This window comes from Galbibacter pacificus, from assembly GCF_029603165.1.
Classification (GTDB): Bacteria; Bacteroidota; Bacteroidia; order Flavobacteriales; family Flavobacteriaceae; genus Galbibacter; species Galbibacter pacificus.
In genome coordinates this window covers 780,846-803,639 of sequence record NZ_JAQSVC010000002.1, presented here as the reverse complement: position 1 = coordinate 803,639, position 22,794 = coordinate 780,846, and the positions used below count along the sequence as shown (strand labels likewise).

Annotated in this window: 17 protein-coding genes; 14 read left to right on the top strand and 3 right to left on the bottom strand. The window is 41.2% G+C overall.

Annotated elements, in window-relative coordinates:
• Positions 1–181: 181 nt before the first annotated feature.
• Both pta and PSF86_RS07995 read left to right on the top strand, forming a co-directional pair.
• Positions 182–2,275, top strand: coding sequence for a phosphate acetyltransferase (pta, locus tag PSF86_RS08000; RefSeq protein WP_277899534.1), 2,094 nt, complete (start codon positions 182–184; stop codon positions 2,273–2,275).
• Positions 2,276–2,325: 50 nt separating this feature from the next.
• Positions 2,326–3,513, top strand: a complete 1,188-nt coding sequence (locus PSF86_RS07995; RefSeq protein ID WP_277899533.1) for an acetate/propionate family kinase — start codon at positions 2,326–2,328, stop codon at positions 3,511–3,513.
• A 56-nt stretch (positions 3,514–3,569) separates the two neighbouring features.
• Here the strand turns inward: PSF86_RS07995 and PSF86_RS07990 are convergent, their stop codons facing one another.
• Positions 3,570–3,995, bottom strand: coding sequence for a thiol-disulfide oxidoreductase DCC family protein (locus tag PSF86_RS07990; protein ID WP_277899532.1), 426 nt, complete (start codon positions 3,993–3,995; stop codon positions 3,570–3,572).
• Between the two features lie 97 nt (positions 3,996–4,092).
• The gene (locus tag PSF86_RS07985; RefSeq protein WP_277899531.1) at positions 4,093–5,214 is read right to left on the bottom strand and encodes a glycoside hydrolase family 88 protein; all 1,122 of its coding nucleotides are present in this window, start codon (positions 5,212–5,214) and stop codon (positions 4,093–4,095) included.
• 483 nt (positions 5,215–5,697) lie between these two features.
• Here PSF86_RS07985 and PSF86_RS07980 point away from each other — a divergent pair, with 483 nt between their 5' ends.
• From PSF86_RS07980 to PSF86_RS07925, 12 genes are all read left to right on the top strand, one after another.
• Positions 5,698–6,570 carry an AraC family transcriptional regulator gene (locus PSF86_RS07980; protein WP_277899530.1) on the top strand — a complete coding sequence of 291 codons (873 nt, stop codon included), beginning with the start codon at positions 5,698–5,700 and terminating at the stop codon, positions 6,568–6,570.
• Positions 6,571–6,662: 92 nt separating this feature from the next.
• On the top strand, positions 6,663–7,970 hold the full coding sequence (locus PSF86_RS07975) for an L-fuconate dehydratase (protein ID WP_277899529.1): 1,308 nt from the start codon (positions 6,663–6,665) through the stop codon (positions 7,968–7,970).
• Between the two features lie 17 nt (positions 7,971–7,987).
• Positions 7,988–8,764: an SDR family NAD(P)-dependent oxidoreductase gene (locus PSF86_RS07970; protein WP_277899528.1), complete on the top strand. Its 777-nt coding sequence runs from the start codon at positions 7,988–7,990 to the stop codon at positions 8,762–8,764.
• 20 nt (positions 8,765–8,784) lie between these two features.
• The gene (locus tag PSF86_RS07965) at positions 8,785–9,645 is read left to right on the top strand and encodes a fumarylacetoacetate hydrolase family protein (RefSeq protein WP_277899527.1); all 861 of its coding nucleotides are present in this window, start codon (positions 8,785–8,787) and stop codon (positions 9,643–9,645) included.
• Positions 9,646–9,650: 5 nt separating this feature from the next.
• Positions 9,651–10,472, top strand: coding sequence for an amidohydrolase family protein (locus PSF86_RS07960; protein WP_277899526.1), 822 nt, complete (start codon positions 9,651–9,653; stop codon positions 10,470–10,472).
• A 14-nt stretch (positions 10,473–10,486) separates the two neighbouring features.
• Positions 10,487–12,859, top strand: coding sequence for a glycoside hydrolase family 95 protein (locus PSF86_RS07955; protein WP_277899525.1), 2,373 nt, complete (start codon positions 10,487–10,489; stop codon positions 12,857–12,859).
• Between the two features lies 1 nt (position 12,860).
• On the top strand, positions 12,861–14,939 hold the full coding sequence (locus PSF86_RS07950) for an alpha-L-fucosidase (protein WP_277899524.1): 2,079 nt from the start codon (positions 12,861–12,863) through the stop codon (positions 14,937–14,939).
• Positions 14,940–14,943: 4 nt separating this feature from the next.
• Positions 14,944–15,741 carry an L-fucose dehydrogenase gene (locus tag PSF86_RS07945; protein WP_277899523.1) on the top strand — a complete coding sequence of 266 codons (798 nt, stop codon included), beginning with the start codon at positions 14,944–14,946 and terminating at the stop codon, positions 15,739–15,741.
• A 308-nt stretch (positions 15,742–16,049) separates the two neighbouring features.
• Positions 16,050–16,838, top strand: coding sequence for a ThuA domain-containing protein (locus PSF86_RS07940; RefSeq protein WP_277899522.1), 789 nt, complete (start codon positions 16,050–16,052; stop codon positions 16,836–16,838).
• Positions 16,839–16,841: 3 nt separating this feature from the next.
• Positions 16,842–18,035, top strand: a complete 1,194-nt coding sequence (locus tag PSF86_RS07935; RefSeq protein ID WP_277899521.1) for a DUF5009 domain-containing protein — start codon at positions 16,842–16,844, stop codon at positions 18,033–18,035.
• 4 nt (positions 18,036–18,039) lie between these two features.
• On the top strand, positions 18,040–19,092 hold the full coding sequence (locus tag PSF86_RS07930; RefSeq protein ID WP_277899520.1) for a family 20 glycosylhydrolase: 1,053 nt from the start codon (positions 18,040–18,042) through the stop codon (positions 19,090–19,092).
• Positions 19,093–19,249: 157 nt separating this feature from the next.
• On the top strand, positions 19,250–21,613 hold the full coding sequence (locus tag PSF86_RS07925; RefSeq protein ID WP_277899519.1) for a GAF domain-containing protein: 2,364 nt from the start codon (positions 19,250–19,252) through the stop codon (positions 21,611–21,613).
• Here the strand turns inward: PSF86_RS07925 and PSF86_RS07920 are convergent.
• Complete coding sequence (locus PSF86_RS07920; RefSeq protein ID WP_277899518.1) at positions 21,606–22,781, bottom strand: Pycsar system effector family protein; 1,176 nt, start codon at positions 22,779–22,781, stop codon at positions 21,606–21,608. The two genes, PSF86_RS07925 and PSF86_RS07920, sit on opposite strands and share 8 nt — an antisense overlap.
• Between the last annotated feature and the right edge of the window lie 13 nt (positions 22,782–22,794).

Below are 22,794 nucleotides of genomic sequence, written 5' to 3'. Positions count from 1 at the left end.
ATCTTAATTTTTGCTGAACAAAGTTTAAATTTCCGTGCGGACATCTTTATAAATTCAAATTAGGCGATAAAGGTATTAAAACATTTAGGAAAGCTGTTTTATATAGCGTATTTTTGATATGAAAATGAAAAATATAAGCGATACCATCCCCCGCGTTTATTCCAAATTATAAAAAAGAACAATGAATAAAGGCATTTATATTGCTACGTTAGAATCCAATAGTGGTAAATCCCTCATAACATTGGGCTTAATGCGCACCTTGTTGGGGAAAACGGCAAAAGTAGGTTATTTTAGGCCGGTTATAGACGATAAAAAAGGAGAAAAGGACAACCATATAGATACGGTACTTTCTTATTTTGATGTTGATATGTCTTATGATGATGCGTATGCATTTACCAGAAACCAAGTAATCCAGAAAAGAAATACAGGAAAGTCTGGAGAAATTATCGATACCATTATTCAAAAATACAAGCAACTTGAAGAACAGTTCGACTTTATCTTGGTGGAAGGCTCCGATTTTTCTGGTGAAGGAAGCGTTTTTGAGTTCGATGTAAATGTGTTAATAGCCAAGAATCTGGGCATTCCTGCCATTTTGGTTGCCAGTGGCGTGCATAAAACAAAAGAAGACTTGGCCGGGAGCTTGCAATTGGCATACAATACATTTATCAATAAAGATGTAAACGTAATAGCGGTCATTGCCAATAAAATAAATGCCGAAAACTTGGAAGTTGCTAAAAAAGAGCTTAGAAATTTTCTCCCGGAAGATGTGGATGTATTTGCAATTCCGCGGCTAGAATCGCTGGCGAACCCAACTATAAAAGAAATTGTTCTGGAGCTGGACGGGAAAGTACTTTTTGGAGAAGAATTCCTGGACAATCAAACAGGGAGTTTTGGTGTTGGGGCCATGCAATTAAGAAACTACATTACCAAATTAAGGCACAACAGCTTGGTTATTACCCCCGGAGACAGGGCAGACATTATTTTGGGCGCCTTGCAGGCCAACATATCCAGTAATTATCCGCGCATATCGGGTATTATTTTAACGGGCGGGCTTATCCCGGAAGAACCTATTTTAAAATTAATAGACGGTTTGTCGCAGGTGGTTCCCATTATTTCGGTTGAAGGCGGTACATTTGGCGTAACCAATAAGGTAGGGAATATAAAATCGAATATCTATGCGGATAGCATTCCGAAAATAGAAACCTCCATTAGTACTTTCGAGAGCCATGTTTCCATAGATACGCTTGCAGAACGCCTTACCAGCTTTAAAAAAACAAAAGGGGTTACCCCAAGAATGTTTCAGTACGGACTTATAACCCGCGCACGGCAGGCCAAAAAGCACATTGTTCTGCCCGAAGGTACCGACGACAGGATTTTACACGCCACGGCCCGTTTACTGGCCATTGATATTGTAGATATTACCTTGCTTGGCGAGAAGGACAAGATCCTGGATAAAATAAACAATCTGGGAATTGTGCTCGATGTTGAAAAACTACATATTGTAAACCCTACAGAATCAGAACATTTTAACGATTACGTTACTACTTTCTACGAACTGCGGAAGCATAAAAACGTAAACATGGACATTGCCCGCGATTGGATGAGCGATGTCTCTTATTTTGGCACCATGATGATTTACAAAGGGCACGCAGACGGAATGGTCTCTGGCGCGGTACATACCACACAGCATACCATTCGCCCGGCACTTCAGTTTATAAAAACCAAACCCGGGGTCTCGGTGGTATCTTCCATATTTTTTATGTGCCTCGAAGATCGTGTGTCTATTTTTGGCGATTGTGCCATTAACCCAAACCCTACCGCCGAAGAACTTGCCGAAATTGCCATTTCATCGGCCGAAAGCAGTAGCGCCTTTGGTATCGAACCTAAAATAGCCATGCTTTCCTATTCGTCCGGTACATCGGGGAAAGGAGCCGATGTGGACAGGGTGCGGCAGGCCACCGAAATAGTAAAAAGCCAACGCCCGGACTTAAAGGTCGAAGGCCCCATTCAGTACGACGCCGCCGTAGACATTACCGTAGGAAAAAGCAAATTGCCCGACTCTGAAGTAGCCGGACAGGCAAGCGTATTGATATTCCCCGACCTGAATACGGGAAACAATACCTACAAAGCCGTGCAAAGGGAAACCGGTGCTTTGGCAATAGGCCCCATGTTGCAGGGCCTCAACAAACCGGTGAACGATTTGAGCCGGGGCTGTACCGTAGACGATGTTTTTAATACGGTTATTATAACCGCAATACAGGCGCAGGGAATATAACTGGGAGCAGAAATAAAAATAAAGGAAACAGAGAATTAGAATAAGGAAATATGAAAAAAATATTAGTCATCAATTCGGGAAGTTCTTCCATAAAATTTCAACTTATTAAAATGCCGGGTGAAATAGTAATAGCCGCCGGCCTTGTTGAGCGAATTGGCCTGGACAATTCGGCCATTCATTACAAATCGAAGAAGATGAACATTTCCGAGCAGGTTAAAATTGCCAATCACGAAGAAGGGTTAAAAAGAATAGCTGCTTTATTGATGGATACCGAGAAAGGCGCCATTGCCAATATAGAAGAAATCGATGCCATTGGCCACCGCGTAGTACATGGCGGTAAAGATTTTGCCGATACCATTGTAATAGACAAAGATGTAAAGGCCACTATAAAGCGCTTGTTTTCCTTGGCCCCGCTGCACAACCCGCATAATTATACGGGCATTGAGGTGGCCGAACAGGTATTTCCCAATGCAACGCAAATTGCCGTTTTCGATACGGCTTTTCATCAAACGTTGCCGGAAAGGGCATACCGATATGCCATTCCGAATAAATTATTAGACGAAAATTACATCCGGGTGTACGGTTTTCACGGTACAAGCCATAAATATGTTGCAGAGAAGGCACAGGATTTTATCAGTAAAAAGAAATCAAAGGTAATTACCGTCCATTTGGGGAACGGTTGCAGCATTACCGCCATTAAGAACGGGAAAAGTATAGACCATTCGCTGGGTTTTGCTCCTGTGAACGGCCTTATTATGGGTACGCGCAGCGGCGACATAGATCAATCCATTATTTTTTATATGGTAAATACATTGGGGTATTCCCTCAACGATGTTAGCGAACTGCTCCATAAAAAAAGTGGCATGTTGGGCCTAACGGGCTACAGCGACCTGCGCGAAATAGAAGAAGCCGCCGCCAACGGCAACCAGCAATGCCAATTGGCACTGGAAATGAACGCTTACCGGATTAAAAAGTACATTGGTGCCTATGCGGCGGCCATGAACGGACTGGATGTAATCGTGTTTACCGCGGGAATTGGCGAGAACAGCAGTGTGTTGAGGCGCATGGTCTGTCAGGATATGGATTATTTGGGCATAGAGCTTGAAAACTACAAAAACAATGTACGCTCCAGCGAGAACAGGATTATTAGCAAGGAATCGTCCAAGGTATTGGTCTTGGTCATCCCTACCAACGAAGAATTGGAAATAGCCAAGCAAAGTTACCAGTTGCTGGTATAAATGTTCGTACGAAACATATAAAAAGGGCAATCAATATGGCTTGGTTTCCCTTTTTTTTATGGGTACTGGTCCAAAAACTTTGCTTTAAGTTCTGGGGTAGGGAGCGGGCAACCTTCTTTTTTGCCAAACCATTTATAGCGGTTCCTGGCAATAAAATTATACAGGGCATCGCGGAGGCTTTCTGGCAAAATATAGTTAAAAACACCAAGAACGCTCCAAAAACCGCCAATTTCCTTTGCAATTTCCAAGGCGGCTGACGATTTTACATAATAGGCCACATTGGGCTCTATAAGTACAATGGAATCTGTAACCGAGGGGTCTATATTTCTTTCGGATAACAGCTTTTTTCCTATATCGCTTTGTAATGAAGCAAAGCGGAACACGTCTTTCTTGTCCCTTTCAATAACAAAATTCACGGTGCTATTGCAAAGGTTGCATACGCCATCGAATAATATAATTTTCTTGTCCTCCAGGTGCTCCATGTTGTGTATAGCTGTTTACTGTTACAAAGATATTAAATAGATACGCACGCCGGCCACATGGCAACGGTATTATAATGTATTTAACATCCCGTTCCCGTTACTGGGCGGCCTGTTGCTTTTTATACCTTAGCAAAGCTTCTACCAAATAATAATCGCCATAGGTCAAGGGAACGTCTACTTCCGAGTTGGCAGGCATGTGCCCTACGCCGTGCTTTAAAATAAATCCGCCGTTGGTACCTTTTTGTGCAAGGTATTCGGGAGAGAGCAGGGTTTTTAATATATTTTCGGCTTCGGCAAGGTATTTCCCATCGGTATAGGTAGAGAGTTCCATGAGCGCAGCGCCTATAATTGCTGCGGCCGACGAATCTCGTAGGGCATCCGGGATATTCGGTGCGTTAAAATCCCAATAAGGTACGCCGTCCTTGGGGAAATTTGGATGATTCAGTATAAAATGTGCAATGTTGGTGGCCTGTTGCAGGTACTTTTCATTTTTTGTTTCCCGGTACATAACCACATATCCATAAAGTCCCCATGCCTGTCCGCGGGCCCATGCCGAATTATCTGCGGCACCTTGATTGGTAATGCGTTTCTTTACCTTTCCCGTGGCCTCGCTATAAATTACTTCGTGGTACGAGCTGTAATCTTCCCGGAAATGGTTTTCCAAGGTCGTGTTGGCATGTGCAATGGCTATGTTGGCATATTTTTGGTCTCCGCTATGCTTGCTTGCCCAAAAGAGGAGCTCTAGGTTCATCATATTATCTATAATAACAACCAGATCGCCTTTTTCGGCCTTGTTCCAGGGGGCGCTGTCCCAGGAACGTATGGCCTTAACGGTATCGTTGTAGCGCGTAGCCAAAGATTTGGCACTGTTCATCAAGATTGTTTCATATGCTTTGGAGTCTTCAAGCCGTTCGGCATTGCCAAAGCTACAGTACATCATAAACCCCAAATCGTGCGTAGAAGTATTGTATTGTTCCTTTTTAAGGGCCTGCAACGATTTTAAGGCCTCGTTTTTTAATTCGGCATCGCCCATCGCTTCATATAAATATAAAAGCGTACCCGAATAAAAACCACTGCACCACCACCCAGAGTTGCTTGTTTCCAGGCTATCGGTAGTTTTATGGTATGTTTTAGGGAAACGGCCATCGGGCAGGCGGTTGGCCATGTATATGTATTGCTCTGCGGCTGTTTGTAAAGCCTTATCTATTTGCGTACTCAAGTTTGTTTCTTGTTTTTGGCACGACAACAGCAAACAGCAAATGGTAATTATAAGTAAGTAACGGTTTTTCATCGATGTTTAGGTTATAAGATTGCTTAAATATTCTTTTTTGGTTGACATTAATTAGGTTATGCATCACAAAATACAATCTTTCTTAAACATAGTTTTCCTTCAGAAGAAAAAATGACACTTTATAACTATTTAGTAGTTATTTGATATATATGAGGAAGGGAAAAAGATACATAGGAAGTTAAAACTTGTACGTGGGAAGCCAAAAAAATGGATAAGCAGGCAAAAAAATGCGATTGCAGAGGTAAAATGTGCATGTGCAGAGGTGAAAAATACGATTGCAGGCAAAAAATATGCGTGTGCAGGTACATAAAATACATAAGAACTGCTTTTTGATACCCAAAAAAGGTAAAATGATAGAAAAGATAAATATTTGTACATTCGGTTTTTAAATAGCAGTATTACAGGGCCACCATGAAGCTTCATTATTTAGACAGAACAGACGCAGAGTTCAATTCTTTTTCGGTTACCAGAAACAAACACAAGCATTTTCTCAAAGTTTGGCACTATCATCCCGAATTAGAGCTCGTGTTGGTACTAAAAAGTACGGGAACACGCTTTATTGGCGATAGTATCGAGAAATTTCATGAGGGAGACGTGGTGTTAATAGGGGCAAACCTTCCGCATATGTGGATAAACGATGCCACATATTACCAAGATGGGTCCAAACTACGTGCAGATGCCATTTCTATTCACTTTAGAAAGGATTTTTTAGGAAATTCCTTTATGGGCACCAAAGAGTTAAGGCAAATAAACCATCTTATGGACAAAGCACAGCAAGGTATGGTGTTCCACAACCTTCCTACCCAAACTGTAGACCTATTGAAGAAGACAGAAGCCGATGCGTCGCTGTCGCCTTTTAAAAAGTTGTTGTTATTGCTCGACGTGCTGGACCAATTGGCACGTCATAAGAGCTATAGTGTACTATCGAGCAAGGGTTTCCTGACTTCTTTTAGCGAAGGGGACAATAAAAACCTAAAAACAGTCTACGAGTACATATTTAAAAACTTTAATCACCCCATAAGTGCCATAGATGTGGCCAGGATTATCCATATGAACCCTTCGGCTTTTAGCAGGTTCTTTAAACGCATCCACCGTAAAACATTTACAGCCTATTTAAACGAGATTAGAATAGGGTATGCCTGCAAACTTTTGTTGGAGGGGAAACAAAAGATACTATCTATTTGTTACGATAGCGGGTTTAACAACATTTCCAACTTTAATAGGCAGTTTAAAAAGATAAAGAAGATGTCGCCTACTGAATTTCTCAATTTATATGCTCAATAGACGCCAAGGGCAAAAAAAGTATCATGGTTTGTAATCTCAGGGGTGGAATTTAATATCCTTCTAAAATAAATTTGAAAAGGATAATTTATACGATGGATAAAGAAATTACTATTATAGATGTGCTGGTGAAGGATATACGGTTCCCGACCAGTAAATTTTTGGATGGTTCTGATGCAATGAACACCGATCCAGACTATTCTGCTGCTTATGTAATACTAAAAACTGATGATACACGGTACGAAGGGCATGGGCTTACCTTTACCATAGGTAGGGGGAACGAATTGTGCGCAGCGGCCATACAATCGTTGTCGTATTTAATAAAAGGCAAAAAGTTATCGGGTTTTACCGCCAACATGGGGGCTTTTTGGAAACTAATAACGGGCGATAGCCAATTGCGCTGGCTCGGGCCAGAGAAGGGAATTATCCATTTGGCCACGGGCGCCCTGGTAAATGCCGTATGGGACCTCTATGCAAAGGTAGAAGGGAAACCCCTGTGGAAACTCTTGGCAGATATGCCTGCCGAAGAACTGGTAAGGTGCATAGACTTTACCTATATAACCGATGTTGTTACCCCGGCAGAGGCCATTGCCTTTTTAAAGGCCAAAGAAGAAGGAAAACAGGAACGGATTGATTATTTGCTTAAAAAAGGATACCCGGCATATACCACATCTGCGGGTTGGCTGGGCTATGCCGATGAAAAAATGCGACGGTTGTGCCGGGAAGCAAAGAAAGAAGGCTTTAAACATATGAAAATCAAGGTGGGTTCTAACCTGGAAGACGACATAAGGCGGGCAACCATTATCCGGGAGGAGATAGGCGGGGACCTACAGCTAATGATGGATGCCAACCAGAAGTGGGACGTAGATGAAGCCATTACAAACATGGAATCCCTTAAAAGGTTCGACCCCTGGTGGATAGAAGAACCCACCAGTCCCGACGATGTTCTGGGCCACGCAAGGATTGCAAAGGCTATTGCTCCCATAAAAGTAGCTACCGGAGAACATTGCCAGAATAGGGTTATCTTTAAACAGTTAATGCAGGCCAACGCCATGCAAATTTGCCAGATAGACAGCTGTAGGGTAGGTGGGGTAAACGAAAATCTTGCCATAATGCTCATGGCGGCCAAGTTTAACATACCTGTTTGTCCGCATGCCGGGGGCGTTGGACTTTGCGAATACGTGCAACACCTATCGATGATAGATTTTATTGCCATAAGCGGCTCTATGGATAACAGGGTGATAGAATATGTAGACCATTTGCACGAGCATTTCCTAGATCCGGTAGTTATAAGGAACGGTGCGTACATGCCGCCACAAAAGCCGGGGTACAGCATTACTATGAAGAGCAAATCAATACAAGATTACAGCTTTCCGGAAGGAAAGGAATGGAAATCAGTATAACAGAAACGATTATTTACATGGGATTCAGTTTAAAAAATAAAACAGCTATTATAACCGGTGGCGGAAGCGGTATCGGGAAAGCGATATCCGAGAATTTTGCCCAAAACGGCGCCTTTGTGCACATCTTGGAGCACAACGAGGTCAATGCGCGGGAAACCATAGAAGGCATACTTGCCAAAGGAGGGAAGGGAAGCTGGAAAAAATGCGATGTATCCAACCAGGAACAGGTAAGCGGCGTTGTAGCAGAGATAGTTGCAGGGCATACAGTGGATATTTTAATCAACAATGCCGGGATTGCGCATGTGGGGAACGTGGAACACACTTCGGCAGAAGATTTCGACCGTATTTACAACGTGAACGTAAAAGGGGTATACAATTGCATGCATGCTTTGGTGCCAGTGTTTAAAAACAATGGCGGCGGCGTAATTATCAATATGGCATCCATAGCATCTTCGGTAGGGATTTCCGATAGGTTTGCGTATTCCATGTCCAAAGGTGCGGTGTTAACCATGACATACTCGGTAGCAAAGGATTATGTTGCAGCGAACATCCGTTGTAATTCCATTTCCCCGGCACGGGTACACACACCTTTTGTAGATGGCTTTATTGCCAGCAATTATCCTGGGAAAGAAAAGGAAATGTTTGAGAAGTTGTCTAAAACACAACCCATGGGAAGGATGGGAAAGCCAGAGGAGATTGCCAATCTTGCCCTGTACCTGTGTAGCGATGAGGCATCGTTTATTACGGGAACAGATTTCCCCATTGATGGCGGGTTTATAAAGTTAAACGGATAAATACAACAAAAAATATATAGATGAAACTAATTCGATTTGGACAAGCAGGTAAAGAACAACCGGGAATACAACTTGAAGATGGAAAGCGCATAGACGTAACTGCTTTTGGAGAAGATTACAACGAAGATTTCTTTGGTAACGGGGGTGTGGATAGATTGCTTGCATGGTTGCGTGCAAACAAGGCCAACTGCCCGGAAATTTCAACCGAGGTACGCTTGGGTCCGCCCTTGGTACGGCCTTCAAAATTGATATGCGTTGGACTTAACTATGCAAAACACGCCGAAGAAAGCGGGATGGACATTCCTAAGGAGCCGGTACTGTTTTTTAAGGCAACATCGGCCATTGTGGGTCCCAACGACGATCTAATTATTCCAAAGGACAGTAAAAAAACCGATTGGGAAGTAGAACTTGCCTTTGTAATCGGTAAAAAAGCTTCGTATGTTGCCAAAGAAGATGCCATGGATCATGTTGCAGGCTATGTGTTGCACAACGATTATAGCGAAAGGGAATTTCAAATAGAACGATCGGGGCAATGGGTAAAAGGAAAGAGCTGCGATACTTTTGCACCGCTGGGACCTTTTATTGCTACCAAAGATGAAATTGCTAATGCAAACAACCTGCACCTATGGTTGAAGCTTAATGGACAAATGATGCAGGACAGCAGCACGTCCGACTTTGTTTTTGATATCCCGACCCTTGTAAGTTATATTAGCGGGTTTATGACATTGCTCCCCGGAGATGTTATTTCCACGGGAACCCCTTTTGGTGTAGGGATGGGCTTAAAACCACAACGTTATTTACGGCCCGGCGATGAGGTAGAATTGGGAATAGAAGGCTTGGGCGTTTCCAAACAAACGGCAAAGGCATACCAAAAAGTGTAATTACAATGCAAATAGACAGCCACCAACATTTTTGGCAGTTCAACCCGGTTCGTGATGCTTGGATAACCGATGCTATGAAGGAAATCCGCAGGGATTTTATGCCCGCCGACCTAAAAGATGTTTTGGAGCAAAATAATATGGATGGTTGCGTGGCAGTTCAGGCAGATCAGTCGGAAGAAGAGACTGATTTCCTGTTGAAACTAGCAGAAGAGCACAATTTTATAAAAGGGGTCGTTGGCTGGGTAGATTTGCTGGCCGAAAATGTGGAGGAACGGCTGCTTCATTTTACATCATATAAAAAATTTAAGGGAGTTCGGCATATTGTCCAAGCAGAACCTATGGGATTTATGGAACAAAGTAACTTCCGAAGGGGAATAAAGGCCTTGGGTAAGTATAATCTAAGTTACGATATATTAATTAAGCCCTGGCAACTAAACGAGGCAATTAATTTGGTACGTAGTTTCCCCCGGCAAAAGTTTGTGCTCGACCATATGGCAAAGCCGGCAGTATCCAACGGTATGGATACACAATGGAAAGATGCCATTACCGGGCTAGCCATGCATAAAAATGTGTCTTGTAAGGTCTCCGGCCTGGTTACCGAGGCAGAAAACTTTAAATGGAACGGGCAAGACCTTACTGCCTTTCTTGAGGTGGCAACCAATGCCTTTGGAACGGAAAGATTACTATTTGGTTCCGATTGGCCTGTTTGCCTGGTCGCTGCCCAATACAAAGAGGTAAAGGAAATTATGACCAATTACTTCAAAGGCAATCAACTGGAAAGGGTAATGGGTACAAATGCCATACAATTTTATAATATAGACAACTAAAAAAACCGACCAACATGAAATTAAAATACCTTGGCCTAGCTTTTATGGCAATGTTTCTTTCTTCCTGCAAGGAGGCATCGGTACAAAAAGAGAACAGTACAACCGATATCTGGTACAAACAGCCAGCAAAAGATTGGATGCAGGCACTTCCAGTGGGAAACGGGCGTTTGGGTGCCATGGTTTTTGGAGATACCAATAAAGAACACATACAGTTAAACGAAGATTCCATGTGGCCCGGGGGCGCTAACCTTGGGAACAGCAAAGGGACCCCCGAAGATTTAAAAGAACTGAGAAGATTAATTGATGAAGGCAAAGTGCATGAAGCCGATAAGTTTATTGTTGATAAATTTTCGTTTAAAGGGATTACAAGGTCGCACCAAACTGCGGGAGACCTGCTTATAGATTTTAAGCACAAGGGTAAAGTTACCAAATACAAACGCGGATTGAGCTTTGCAAACGCATTGGCTTCTGTAACGTATGAAGTAGATGGGGAATTATATACCGAAAAGGTAATAGCTTCCCGGCCAGATGATGCATTGGTTATTCAATTGGAAACATCGGCAGGCGCGGGAATGGATTTCGACCTGCAATTATCAAGGCCCGACGATGCAGGGAAACCAACCGTGGAAATACATACACCGGAAGAAAACGAAATGGTAATGAATGGCACCGTTACCCAATTGGAAGGAAAAGTAGCCGATCAGCCGCACCCAATGAAGGATGGGGTGCACTTTCAAACCCGTTTGAAGGCAAAAACAGACTCGGGGACAATAAAATCCAATAATGGGAAGCTGGAATTACGGGGCGTGAAAAAGGCGGTAATCTATTTGGTAACGCAAACCTCGTTTTATCACGAAGAATTTGAGAAGGTAGCCGAAGAAAATATGGCAAAGGCATCTTTAAAACCGTTTGATGAACTTTTAAAAAAGCATACCGAAGATTTTGGTAAGTTATACAACCGTATGGCTTTTAAGTTGGGCAGGGAAACTTTGGATTCGCTTCCAACAGACGAACGGTTGCAAAAATTTAAAGCCGGGAAGCCCGATCTGGACCTGGAAGCAAAGCTTTTCCAGTATGGGCGTTACCTATTAATTTCCTGTTCCAGGCCGGGAACCAACCCCGCAAACCTTCAAGGGCTGTGGAACAACCATATTGTTGCGCCGTGGAATGCCGATTATCATTTAAACATCAATTTACAAATGAATTACTGGCCCGCCGGGGTTACCAATTTAAGTGAATGCCAACTGCCGCTATTTGATTTTGCCGATAAACTGGTAAAAAGGGGGGAAGTTACGGCCAAAGAACAATATGGAATCAATCGCGGTGCCGTGGTGCATCATACCACCGATATATGGGCGCCTACGTTTATGCGCGCGGCACAGCCCTTTTGGGGGTCGTGGATACACGGTGGCGGGTGGCTTGCCCAACATTATTGGGAGCAGTACCGTTTTACGCAAGACACAGCTTTTTTAAAGGAAAGAGCATATCCGTACTTAAAGGAAATGGCCTTGTTCTACTTGGATTGGTTACAAAAGGACCAAGCCACGGGGCAATGGATTTCGTACCCGGAAACATCTCCCGAAAACTCCTATCTCGCTACCGATGGAAAGCCCGCGGCCGTGTCAAGAGGCACGGCAATGGGACAACAGATTATAGCCGAGGTGTTTGCCAATACTTTACAGGCGGCTACCGTTTTAAATATTGAAGATGATTTTATTGCTGAAGTAAAAGCAAAGCAAAAAGATTTAAAATCGGGGGTAATTATAGGCAAAGACGGACGTATTTTAGAATGGGACAAACAATATGATGAACCGGAGAAAGGGCATAGGCACATATCGCACTTATATGCACTGCATCCTGGAGACGATATTACCGAAGCAACCCCTGAAGCCTTTGAAGCTGCCAAAAAAACTATAGCATACCGGTTGGAACATGGTGGTGCCGGTACAGGATGGAGCAGGGCATGGATGATTAATTTCAATGCGAGGTTGCTCGATAAACAATCGGCAGAAGAAAATATCAATAAGTTTTTTGAAATTTCCCTGGCCGATAATTTGTTTGACGAGCATCCGCCATTTCAGATCGACGGGAACTTTGGCTATACCGCAGGAGTTGCAGAACTTCTCCTGCAATCGCATGAAGGTTTCTTGCGCATTCTGCCAACGTTGCCGGAAAACTGGAAAACAGGAAAGATAAGCAGACTTATAGCAAGAGGAAATATCGAGGTAGGCATAACGTGGAATAACGGGAAATTGGTTACATTGACCTTGCTTTCCCCGATAAATAAATCTGTTGATGTAAAATACGGAAGCACTACAAAAACAATTAACCTAAAGGCAAATACAAAAATGTATTTGGGCGAAGGGCTGAATAAAATTGAAAAGTAAAATGACAAAACAAGTTTTCCTGCTATTTTTTACCGCACTTGCTTTTATTTCCTGTGCCGAGAAAGAACCTGCACCCGTCGGGCCAATACCTTCCAAAAGGCAATTGGCATGGCAACCGTTGGAGTATTATGCGTTTGTTCATTTTAATATGAATACGTTTACAGACATGGAATGGGGCTTGGGAGGCGAATCGCCTAAAACGTTCAACCCCACCCATCTCGATACACGGCAATGGGCAAAAACAGTGAAGAAAGCAGGGATGAAAGGCATTATTTTAACAGCAAAACATCATGACGGGTTTTGTTTATGGCCTACCAAAACTACCGAGCATTCCATTAATAATTCGCCTTACAAAAATGGAAAAGGGGATATTGTTAAAGAATTGGCAGAAGCTTGCAAGGAAAACGGATTGAAATTTGGCGTGTACCTTTCTCCTTGGGACCGAAACAATAAAAATTACGGTAAACCCGAATACGTTGCTATTTTCCATCAGCAGTTACGAGAGTTATTGACCAATTATGGCGATATTTTTGAAGTTTGGTTTGACGGGGCCAACGGCGGAACGGGGTATTACGGCGGTGCCAATGAAGAACGCAAAATAGACAATAAAACCTATTACCAATGGGAAAAGGCCATTGCAATTGTTAGGGAACTACAGCCAAAAGCCGTTATTTTTAGCGATGGCGGCCCCGATATACGTTGGGTGGGCAATGAAGAAGGCTGGGCAAACGAAACCAATTGGAGCATTATGCGGCGCGATGAAATATACCCCGGCTGGCCACGCTACAAAGAATTGCGAAGCGGTCACGAAGATGGTACACATTGGTTGCCTGCCGAAGCCGATGTTTCCATAAGGCCGGGCTGGTATTATCATGCTTCGGAAGATCATCAAGTAAAAACCTTGGCGCAATTGGTGGATATTTATTACAAATCGGTTGGAAGAAATGCATCTTTCTTGTTGAACATCCCTGTAGACAAACGTGGGCTGGTTCACGAAAAAGATTCAATTCAACTGATGAAGCTCCGCAGGCAATTGGATAAGGATTTTGCCCAAAATGTGGCTTCGGAGGCAAAAACAGAGGCTTCCAATAGCCGCAGCAAAAATTACAGGGCCCACATGGCCATTGATGGCAACCAAAACACGTATTGGGCAACGGAAGATTCGGTTACTTCGGCAAGCGTTACGCTTTCATTCCATAAGCCACAAATGGTAAACCGGGTTTTATTGCAGGAATACATTCCGCTTGGGCAGCGCGTTAAAAAGTTTAAAATAGAAGCCAAAGTAGATGGAAAATGGCAACTTATTGACGAACAAACAACTATTGGTTATAAACGGATTTTAAGGTTTGATAGGATAGAGGCATCAAAAGTGAAAATAGCAATAGAAGCATCAAAAGGATCTATTTTGCTGTCGAATATTGCCTTGTACAATGCCCCTAATTTATTGGTGCAGCCCATCATCAAAAGAAATAAAAATGGAATGGTTTCATTGCAAGTTCCCGATGATGCCATAGAAATTTATTATTCCGTTGACGGAACAGAACCTACTTTAAATTCACCTAAATATTCCCGACCTTTTATGGTGAACGAACCAAAAATATTAAAAGTAATTGCATACAATCCCGAAACAGAGGAGCAAACAGGGGTGTTGACCAAAAAACTGGAAACCGCCAAAAAGAACTGGAAGGTGCTGGAAGCTTCTTCTGGAGAACAAACAGCTCTTGCAAAGGTAATAGATGCCAACCCTGAAACGTATTGGACGACCGATGCCAGCGATACGACAAGGGAAATTAGTATAGATTTTGGGGAAAATATAGTTGTAAAAGGATTTTCGTACACACCGATGCAGGCCCGATTTCCGTTTGGGATTATAACCGATTATGAGTTTTCGGTAAGCACGAACGGGGAAAACTGGAAGAAAATCTCCCTAGGAGAATTTGGGAATATTGTAAACAACAGAATAAAACAGGAGGTAAATTTTGCTCCCGTTGAAGCGCAATATATTAAATTGAAGGCAATAAAAGTGGCGGGCGACGATGTGCGGGCAACTTATGCAGAAATTGGCATACTAAAAGATTAGGAATATGGACTTAGCATTGAAAGATAAAATTATACTAGTAACCGGAGGCGATAAAGGCATTGGGCTTGGAATTAGCAGGGTTTTGGCCAAGGAGGACGCATTGCCTATTATTGTTGGACGCACGGAAAAAGATGTTTTAAAGGCCGTAACAGAAATTAAAGAAAATGGCGGAAAAACCGATTACGTTTTAGCAGAACTTACCGATCCGGATGCTTGTAAAAAGGTTGTTGCCAAAGTAATAGAAACCCACGGAACCATTCACGGATTGGTAAATAATGCCGGGGTTAACGATGGGGTTTCACTCGAAAATGGCAATTTTGAAAGTTTTATGGCATCGATCAACAAGAACTTGACCCATTACTACTTAATGGCACATTTTTGTTTGAAGGAATTAAAGAAAAATCAAGGAGCCATTGTAAACATAAGCTCTAAAACGGCAGAAACGGGGCAAGGCGGGACTTCGGGCTATGCCGCCGCCAATGGTGGCCGAAATGCCTTAACGCGCGAATGGGCGGTAGAATTATTGCCTTATAAAGTAAGGGTAAATGCCATTGTGGTTGCCGAAAGTTATACCCCTTTGTATAAAAAGTGGATTCATACGTTTTCGAACCCAGAAGAAAAGTTAAATGAAATTACAGCTCGTATTCCGTTGGAAAACCGAATGACAACCCCGGAAGAAATAGCCAATACAGCAGCTTTTTTACTTTCTTCTAAATCCAGCCATACTACCGGGCAATTGCTGTATGTAGATGGTGGATATGTGCATTTGGACCGTGCTATAAAACCTCAAGGGGAAATTTAAGTTTCGTTGCCGAGAATAAGCATCCTTTTGATTGCTTTTTGGTATTGGGACGGGGCAGGCCGAAATTGCCCAGTGTATGAAAAAACAACTAATATCTTCATTTTAAATAATCCGAACATTGTTTTTTAGACCAACAACAGCAGATTGTAGCTAAACAACCTCGATAATTTTACCGCAAAAAAAAGTTGCGGAAAACTAATTGTTTACAATAATTTAATATTTAATTTAGGAACGTTTTATAACGAACTCATCTTAGCTTCAATCAAAAAAGTCAAGATGAATTCAGTAAATTCAACCAACCTAAAACCATGTTATTACAACTTTTTTTTAAGAAAAATCTATATCTCTTTGTTCTATTATGTTCGTTTTATTCTTTCGCACAGTTCCCCAGGTTTAAAGCCTTGGCCTTTTATAGCACGGAAGTAGAAGAAGCCCATGTAAATTTTGCTAATGACGCAATTGCTTACTTAAAAGATTTAACCATTGGAGATGGTTTTATATTGGAAACAACAACCAATATGGACGATTTATTGTTGGACGATCTGCAATCGTATTCGTTGATAATCATGTTAAACGATTTTCCGCATACCCAACAGCAAAGAGCAGCTTTTGAAAAATATATGGACAATGGCGGTGGATGGCTCGGGTTTCATGTATCTGCATACAACGATAAAACTACCAATTGGCCATGGTTTGTTGATTTTTTGGGCGGCGCTGTTTTTTATACCAATAATTGGCCGCCAATGCCAGCAAAAATCGTAGTCGAAGATACAATGCACCCCGTAACCAAAGGCATGCCCAAAACTTATATAGCACCAGCTAATGAATGGTACCAGTGGAAACCCAGCCCGCGCGAAAATCTCGATGTAAAAGTATTGGCATCCCTTTCGGAAGACAACTATCCATTTGGGCTAAAAGACATTATTCAAGGTGGTGATACCCCAGTAGTTTGGACGCACACAAAATACAGGATGGTTTATATGAATATAGGTCACGGGAGCAGGATTTTTAAGGAAGCTGTTCAAAACAGGATGGTAATTGCTGCTTTAAAATATGTGGTTTCTACGGATAAAAAAGGAAATGTATTTAAATATTAATTGATGAATGCAAAAAACTTCAATCGGATATTAGCTATCGATATAATGCGGGGAATTACCTTGTTCCTCATGCTTTTTGTTAACGACTTATACGAACCCGGTGTGCCAAAATGGATGGTGCATACCAAAGCTACCGAAGACGCCATGGGATTAGCCGACTGGGTTTTTCCGGGCTTTTTGTTCATGGTTGGTTTGTCCATACCATTTGCCTTTATGTCCAGACAAAAAAAAGGAGAGGGCACGGCCAAACTTCTTTGGCACATTGTAGTTAGAACCCTGAGCTTGTTGTTAATTGGGGTCTTGATGGTCAATATCCATAGGTTAAACCCGGAATTGGCCGGGATAAACCAAAACCTTTGGGCCATATTGGTTTATGTTTCTATATTTTTAATTTGGAATACGTACCCAAACTCTAAATATTACAATATTGTTTTCAAGGCATTAAAACTCATTGGCGTTATTGGTTTAATTATACTTGCCTTTATTTTTAAGGCAGGAACCCCCAATGACCCGCAATGGTTAATTACCAGTTGGTGGGGCATTTTAGGCTTGATAGGCTGGGGGTATTTTGCCACTTCGGTTACTTATTTGCTTGCAAAAGGAAGCTTTGTAAAGGTTAGCTTGATCTGGGTACTCTTTATTGCCTTGAATGTACTATCACTGCTTGGACTTTTAACTTTTTTAGACGGGATAGCACTTTATTTTGGAGTTTTGGTGAGTGGCAATGTACCTTCAATTGTTATTTGCGGGCTTTTGATAGGTATGATTTTAAAAAAATACAAGCTTCAACCAGATAAATTGTTTAAAATATTGCTTCCTTTTGGAATATTGGTATTAGCAAGCGGTTTTGTATTGAGAAACTGGTTTATTATTTCAAAAATTCAGGGAACTCCAAGCTGGGCCATGATCTGTAACGGTATAAGCATTTTGGTTTTTTGTGTTCTTTTCTTCATAATAGATTATTTAAAGCTTATAAAATGGAGCGCTATATTTAAACCCGCCGGGCAAAACTCGCTTACCACATATCTTGCCCCCGATATTATTTATTTTACCATTTGGGGACTGGGGTTGAATATTTTGTTTTACAAGCAGGAAGAATCGGTATTACTGGCAGTTTTGGGCTCTGTTGTTTGGGCATTTGCCATGATTGGCTTTGCCGCCCTTTTATCAAAAATCAATATCAAACTTAAATTATAAAAAAATGAAGAATACGTATTTGCTATTATTTTTTCTATGCATCAACTTTACTTTATTGGCGCAAGACACCTTGCCTTTAAGGGGTTTGGCCATAGCAGCGCCCCAACATAAAAGCGTGGACAGGTTTGTAAAATTTATAGAAGAAGAAGTTGCCCCACGGAAGGTCAATACCATGGTTTTAAGGGTAGATTATAACTTCATATACCAATCGCATCCCGAATTGGCTGAAAAAGATGGTTTGACACAGGCCGATGTTGATAAAATTGTTGAAGCATGCGTGAAGTCCGGTATTAAAATTATTCCGCAGATAAATTTATTGGGGCATCAGTCCTGGGCGGAATCTTTGGGAAAGCTTTTGGAAATATACCCGGAATTTGACGAAACCCCACAAATAGAAATGCCCAAAGAATACGAGTGGCCAAATAAAGATGGGCTATATTGTAAAAGCTATTGTCCGCTTCATCCAAAAGTGCACAAAGTAGTATTTGATTTGGTAGATGAAATAACTGCCGCTTTTAAAGCAGATGCTTTTCATGCGGGAATGGACGAAGTTTTTTATATAGCAGACCCAAATTGTCCCAGATGTGGCGGAAGGGACAAAGCCGAGCTATATGCTGGAGAAGTAACAAAAATAAGGAACCATTTGGCAGCTTCGGGAAAGCGTTTATGGATTTGGGGAGATAGGCTTATTGATGGTAAAACAACCGGAATGGGAATGTGGGAAGCAAGCATGAACAATACGTATAGGGCCATTAACTTGATCCCCAAAGATGTAATGATTTGCGATTGGCATTACGAAAGGGCAGACCCAACGGCGTCTTATTTTGCCATGCACGGCTTTGATGTGGCCACTTGCTCTTGGAGAAAGCCCGAAGTGGCAAAAACACAACAACAAATGCTTAAAGATTTAAGAAGCAACGCTACCGATGAAATGAAAGACAGGTACAAAGGAATGCTGCATACCGTTTGGACAAGTGCCGAAAACTTTATGGACATGTTTGAAGACAATAAAAATGAAGAAGTGAATGAAGCCACCACATTTAAGGCTATCTTTTAAGCTTGGCCTTAATATTTTATATGGTTTAATGCCCTGAACATACCTATCGGGGCATATTTCTTTTTATTGCTGCGTATATTTTATTTGTATTTTTACAGTATGCTATTGTAAGTTTTGTAGGAATAACCGACAGACATAAAGATATAATACTTTTGGCATGAAAAGCTATTTACACGATTCCCCATTTAAAATAAGCATTAGTTTTAATAAACTTTTGGAAATGTACGAAGAAGTAGCCAAGAACGGCTCGAAGCTTCAGGCCGAAAATGCAAGGCAAATACTTGAAATGGCAGATGCTTATCCGGAATTGAGGCATGGTTTTTCAGACTTAAACAAATGCGGGGATTACAAAGAACAAATAGAAATACTTTTACAGGATTCGTTTTCGCCCATACTTTCCAACAACGAAATAAAAACGGCCGGACTTCCTTTTGACAATAACATCTTTAAATCTTCTCAACGCTTTAAAAAAATATTAAAAGATGCCGGGGACGGTTATGATTTGCAAATTAGGAACGTGCCCGAGGAACAAATGTACATTCTTCAATGTGCCGTAATTTTATCGTTTTATTATAAAAAAGGGGACCTGGCCTATAAAAAACCACTTTTTTACGACATTCCAGACAAGAACGGTGTTTTAAGGCATTATAGAATACAGTACAATGCAGACTTTATGGAATTTCTCCCGACCGATAAAGCAAAGACCCTTACCGATAAAGATATCGAAGAACTCTTGGATGGTTTTGACAACCTTGAGTTATGGAAAGAAAAATTTCCGCCCAATAGTTGGATTGCGAGCGGCTTTGTTATTTCTAATATTTTTGACGTAACCATAGACGATTCTATTTCCGACTTAAAAACGACCTTGTTGGAACAATCGTCCAGCGATGCCATACTTTTAAACCGTTTTCAGGAAATATTCCGGTCTATTTTCAATATTAGCGATTTACAAACGGGTTTCTCTGGATACGATGAGCATTCGTATGTTTTTGAAAAATTAACCAAAGGGCTGCCCAGTTATTTGCTATGGGAAAAGCATGAAGAAGACTGCGACACCATTTTGTGCGAAAAATCGAGTCAGATCCTCAAAGGCGAAAAAAAATACTTTTCAATTTCAGATATTGAGAAAGCTTATAAATTATCGCAAGGCGCAATGCCATATAGGGCATTATACCACCAAGGATATAAAAGCGCCATTTTAATTCCCATAACAAACGAAAAAGAGCTTTTGGGCGTACTAGAACTGGTTTCTAAAAGAAAATACGAGTTAAACAGCATCAATGCCAACAAGCTTAACGATGTTCTTCCGTATATCACCGCAGCGGTTATCCGTAATAAAAACGAGCATGCCAATGCCATAGAGGCGATTATTCAAAATGAGTATACTTCCATTCACGAAAGTGTAAAGTGGAAATTTGTAAAAGAGGTAAAACATTATTTGGAAGAAAAAAGCAGAGGGAATATTATTTCTTTTAAAGATATTGTTTTTAAGGATGTATTTCCTTTGTATGGGCAAATAGACATTAAAAACTCGTCTATAGCCAGGAACAAGGCAACCCAAAAAGATTTAATAACGCAGCTTGAACAGTTAAGCCTAATATTCGACCGTGTCACCAGTTTGATGAAATTCCCAATTTATGAGGAATATCAATTTAGGGTATTGTCGTATTTAGAAGAAGTAAAAAAATCTTTTAAAACAGGGACCGAACAAATTGTGATGGATTTTCTAAAAGAAGAAATACATCCATCGTTGGAGCAAATAGCCATATTCAACAATTCCCTGGCAGCAATGGTGGCTCATTATGAAAAGGCGTTGGACCCATCTTTGAAAATGATTTACGACCAACGTAGAAAATATGATGATGCCGTTACAAGCATGAACAAAAAAATGGCCAGGATACTGGATGAAAAACAAGTCGAGGCCCAACATATTTTCCCCCATTATTTTGAAAGGTACAAAACCGATGGGGTAGACCACACCATGTATATCGGAAATGCTATTGCGCCTACAAAAAATTACAGCGATATATACCTTCAAAACCTAAAATTATGGCAATTGGTGGTAATGTGTGCCATGGAAAATGCATATTACGAGCTAAAACCAAGCCTTGAAGTGCCTTTGGACGTTACTTCCTTGATTTTGGTGCACAGTTCTCCGCTTACTATTAAATTTAGAATGGACGAAAAACGCTTTGATGTCGACGGGACCTACAATGCCAGATATGAAATAATAAAGAAACGTATAGACAAGGCACATATTAAAGGCACCAACGAACGCATAACCAAACCTGGCAAGATTACCATTGTGTATTCTCAAAAAAAGGAAGAAGAAGAATATTTAAGGTACATACGTTTATTGCAGGCAAAGGGCATGCTTTACGACAATGTTGAAATTAACGAACTGGAGGAATTACAGGGCGTTATTGGGCTAAAGGCCATGTCGGTAGAAATATTGTATACCTATGCCGAAGGAAAGAGCCCATTGACGTTTAACGATCTTATGAAGGTAATTGCTAAATAAACGAAAAAGCTATAATAAAAGAAAAGACCGATAGTATCAACCCTACCATAAATACCATATAAGTAATTCGTAAGAGTTTATATTTTTTGGCCAATACAAGCCCAAGATTATACAGGTCCATGGTCAAAGATTCGTAAATATATTCCTTTTCTTTGGTCATTTCTCTTAAAACCGATTCATATTTTTTATAAGGAACTTTATGGAAATTACCGAAAAATAGCAGGTTTACCTTGCGTTGGGCAACATCTTCATCGGTAAATTCTCCTCTTGTAACATTTGGTTTGGTAGAAAGGATGGCAAAAACTACCGAGATAACACTAAAAATAACCAGTACCAAAGTAGGCAACACCAAATGGCTATTGGAGGGACTATCTAATTTTGGAATCAGGTTGGAAAGGGCCAACGAAATAATAATGGCATTAATGGAAAGGAGGATGTTTGCTTTTGTATCTGCAATAGAACTAAGCTGAATATGGTTGCGTAGCGCAACCCTGTAGAGGGTTTGTACGCCTCTTTCGGGGTTTTCCTGCTTCAGCTTGGCCTTTAATTTTTCATTCTTCTCCTTTTGTTTGTCCTTTTTGTTTTTTTTAATCAGTTGGTTTAGGTTGTTAATCTTGCCCTCGCTCCAGTTTTCAATAGCATAAGCCGTATAATACTGGTGCATGGTTGCAAAAAGCTTTATGTTTTTGTTCCTCCATTCGTCCATGGAAAAATCGGCCACACCGGTAGCGGCCAATTCTTGTCGCAGTATCTCAGAAGTATTAACATAACTTTCTTTTGACAAATGGGAACTATCGGCATCCTTAATTATTTTTTCCAATATATTTTGGGGCAGTGCGCCCATTTTAGTGGCCATAATGGTACTGCATACCTTGTTGAGCTTTTCGGTATTATTGTAGCCATTTTCTTCTAAAAACTGTTTGGCAATTTTACAGCTTTCCCTTTCATGCTCGGTAGGGTTTTGCGTATATCCCGTATCGTGGAACCAAGCAGCAAGCATAATAATTTCTTCATCTTCAGCAGATATTTTAAGTGCTTCGCATAATTTTTTTGCACTCGAAACTACTCTTTCTGTATGGATCAGATTATGATATAAATAGTTTTTACCTAACTTCGTAATTAGTAAGTTTTTTACATAGTCCGACGACTTATCAACTATATCGTTCATGGAATTTTAATAT

Coding starts and splice junctions, on each gene's coding strand:
- pta (WP_277899534.1), top strand. CDS start 182: ATGAATAAAGGCATTTATATTGCTACGTTAGAATCCAATAGTGGTAAA.
- PSF86_RS07995 (WP_277899533.1), top strand. CDS start 2,326: ATGAAAAAAATATTAGTCATCAATTCGGGAAGTTCTTCCATAAAATTT.
- PSF86_RS07990 (WP_277899532.1), bottom strand. CDS start 3,995: ATGGAGCACCTGGAGGACAAGAAAATTATATTATTCGATGGCGTATGC.
- PSF86_RS07980 (WP_277899530.1), top strand. CDS start 5,698: ATGAAGCTTCATTATTTAGACAGAACAGACGCAGAGTTCAATTCTTTT.
- PSF86_RS07975 (WP_277899529.1), top strand. CDS start 6,663: ATGGATAAAGAAATTACTATTATAGATGTGCTGGTGAAGGATATACGG.
- PSF86_RS07970 (WP_277899528.1), top strand. CDS start 7,988: ATGGGATTCAGTTTAAAAAATAAAACAGCTATTATAACCGGTGGCGGA.
- PSF86_RS07965 (WP_277899527.1), top strand. CDS start 8,785: ATGAAACTAATTCGATTTGGACAAGCAGGTAAAGAACAACCGGGAATA.
- PSF86_RS07960 (WP_277899526.1), top strand. CDS start 9,651: ATGCAAATAGACAGCCACCAACATTTTTGGCAGTTCAACCCGGTTCGT.
- PSF86_RS07955 (WP_277899525.1), top strand. CDS start 10,487: ATGAAATTAAAATACCTTGGCCTAGCTTTTATGGCAATGTTTCTTTCT.
- PSF86_RS07950 (WP_277899524.1), top strand. CDS start 12,861: ATGACAAAACAAGTTTTCCTGCTATTTTTTACCGCACTTGCTTTTATT.
- PSF86_RS07945 (WP_277899523.1), top strand. CDS start 14,944: ATGGACTTAGCATTGAAAGATAAAATTATACTAGTAACCGGAGGCGAT.
- PSF86_RS07940 (WP_277899522.1), top strand. CDS start 16,050: ATGTTATTACAACTTTTTTTTAAGAAAAATCTATATCTCTTTGTTCTA.
- PSF86_RS07935 (WP_277899521.1), top strand. CDS start 16,842: ATGAATGCAAAAAACTTCAATCGGATATTAGCTATCGATATAATGCGG.
- PSF86_RS07930 (WP_277899520.1), top strand. CDS start 18,040: ATGAAGAATACGTATTTGCTATTATTTTTTCTATGCATCAACTTTACT.
- PSF86_RS07925 (WP_277899519.1), top strand. CDS start 19,250: ATGAAAAGCTATTTACACGATTCCCCATTTAAAATAAGCATTAGTTTT.
- PSF86_RS07920 (WP_277899518.1), bottom strand. CDS start 22,781: ATGAACGATATAGTTGATAAGTCGTCGGACTATGTAAAAAACTTACTA.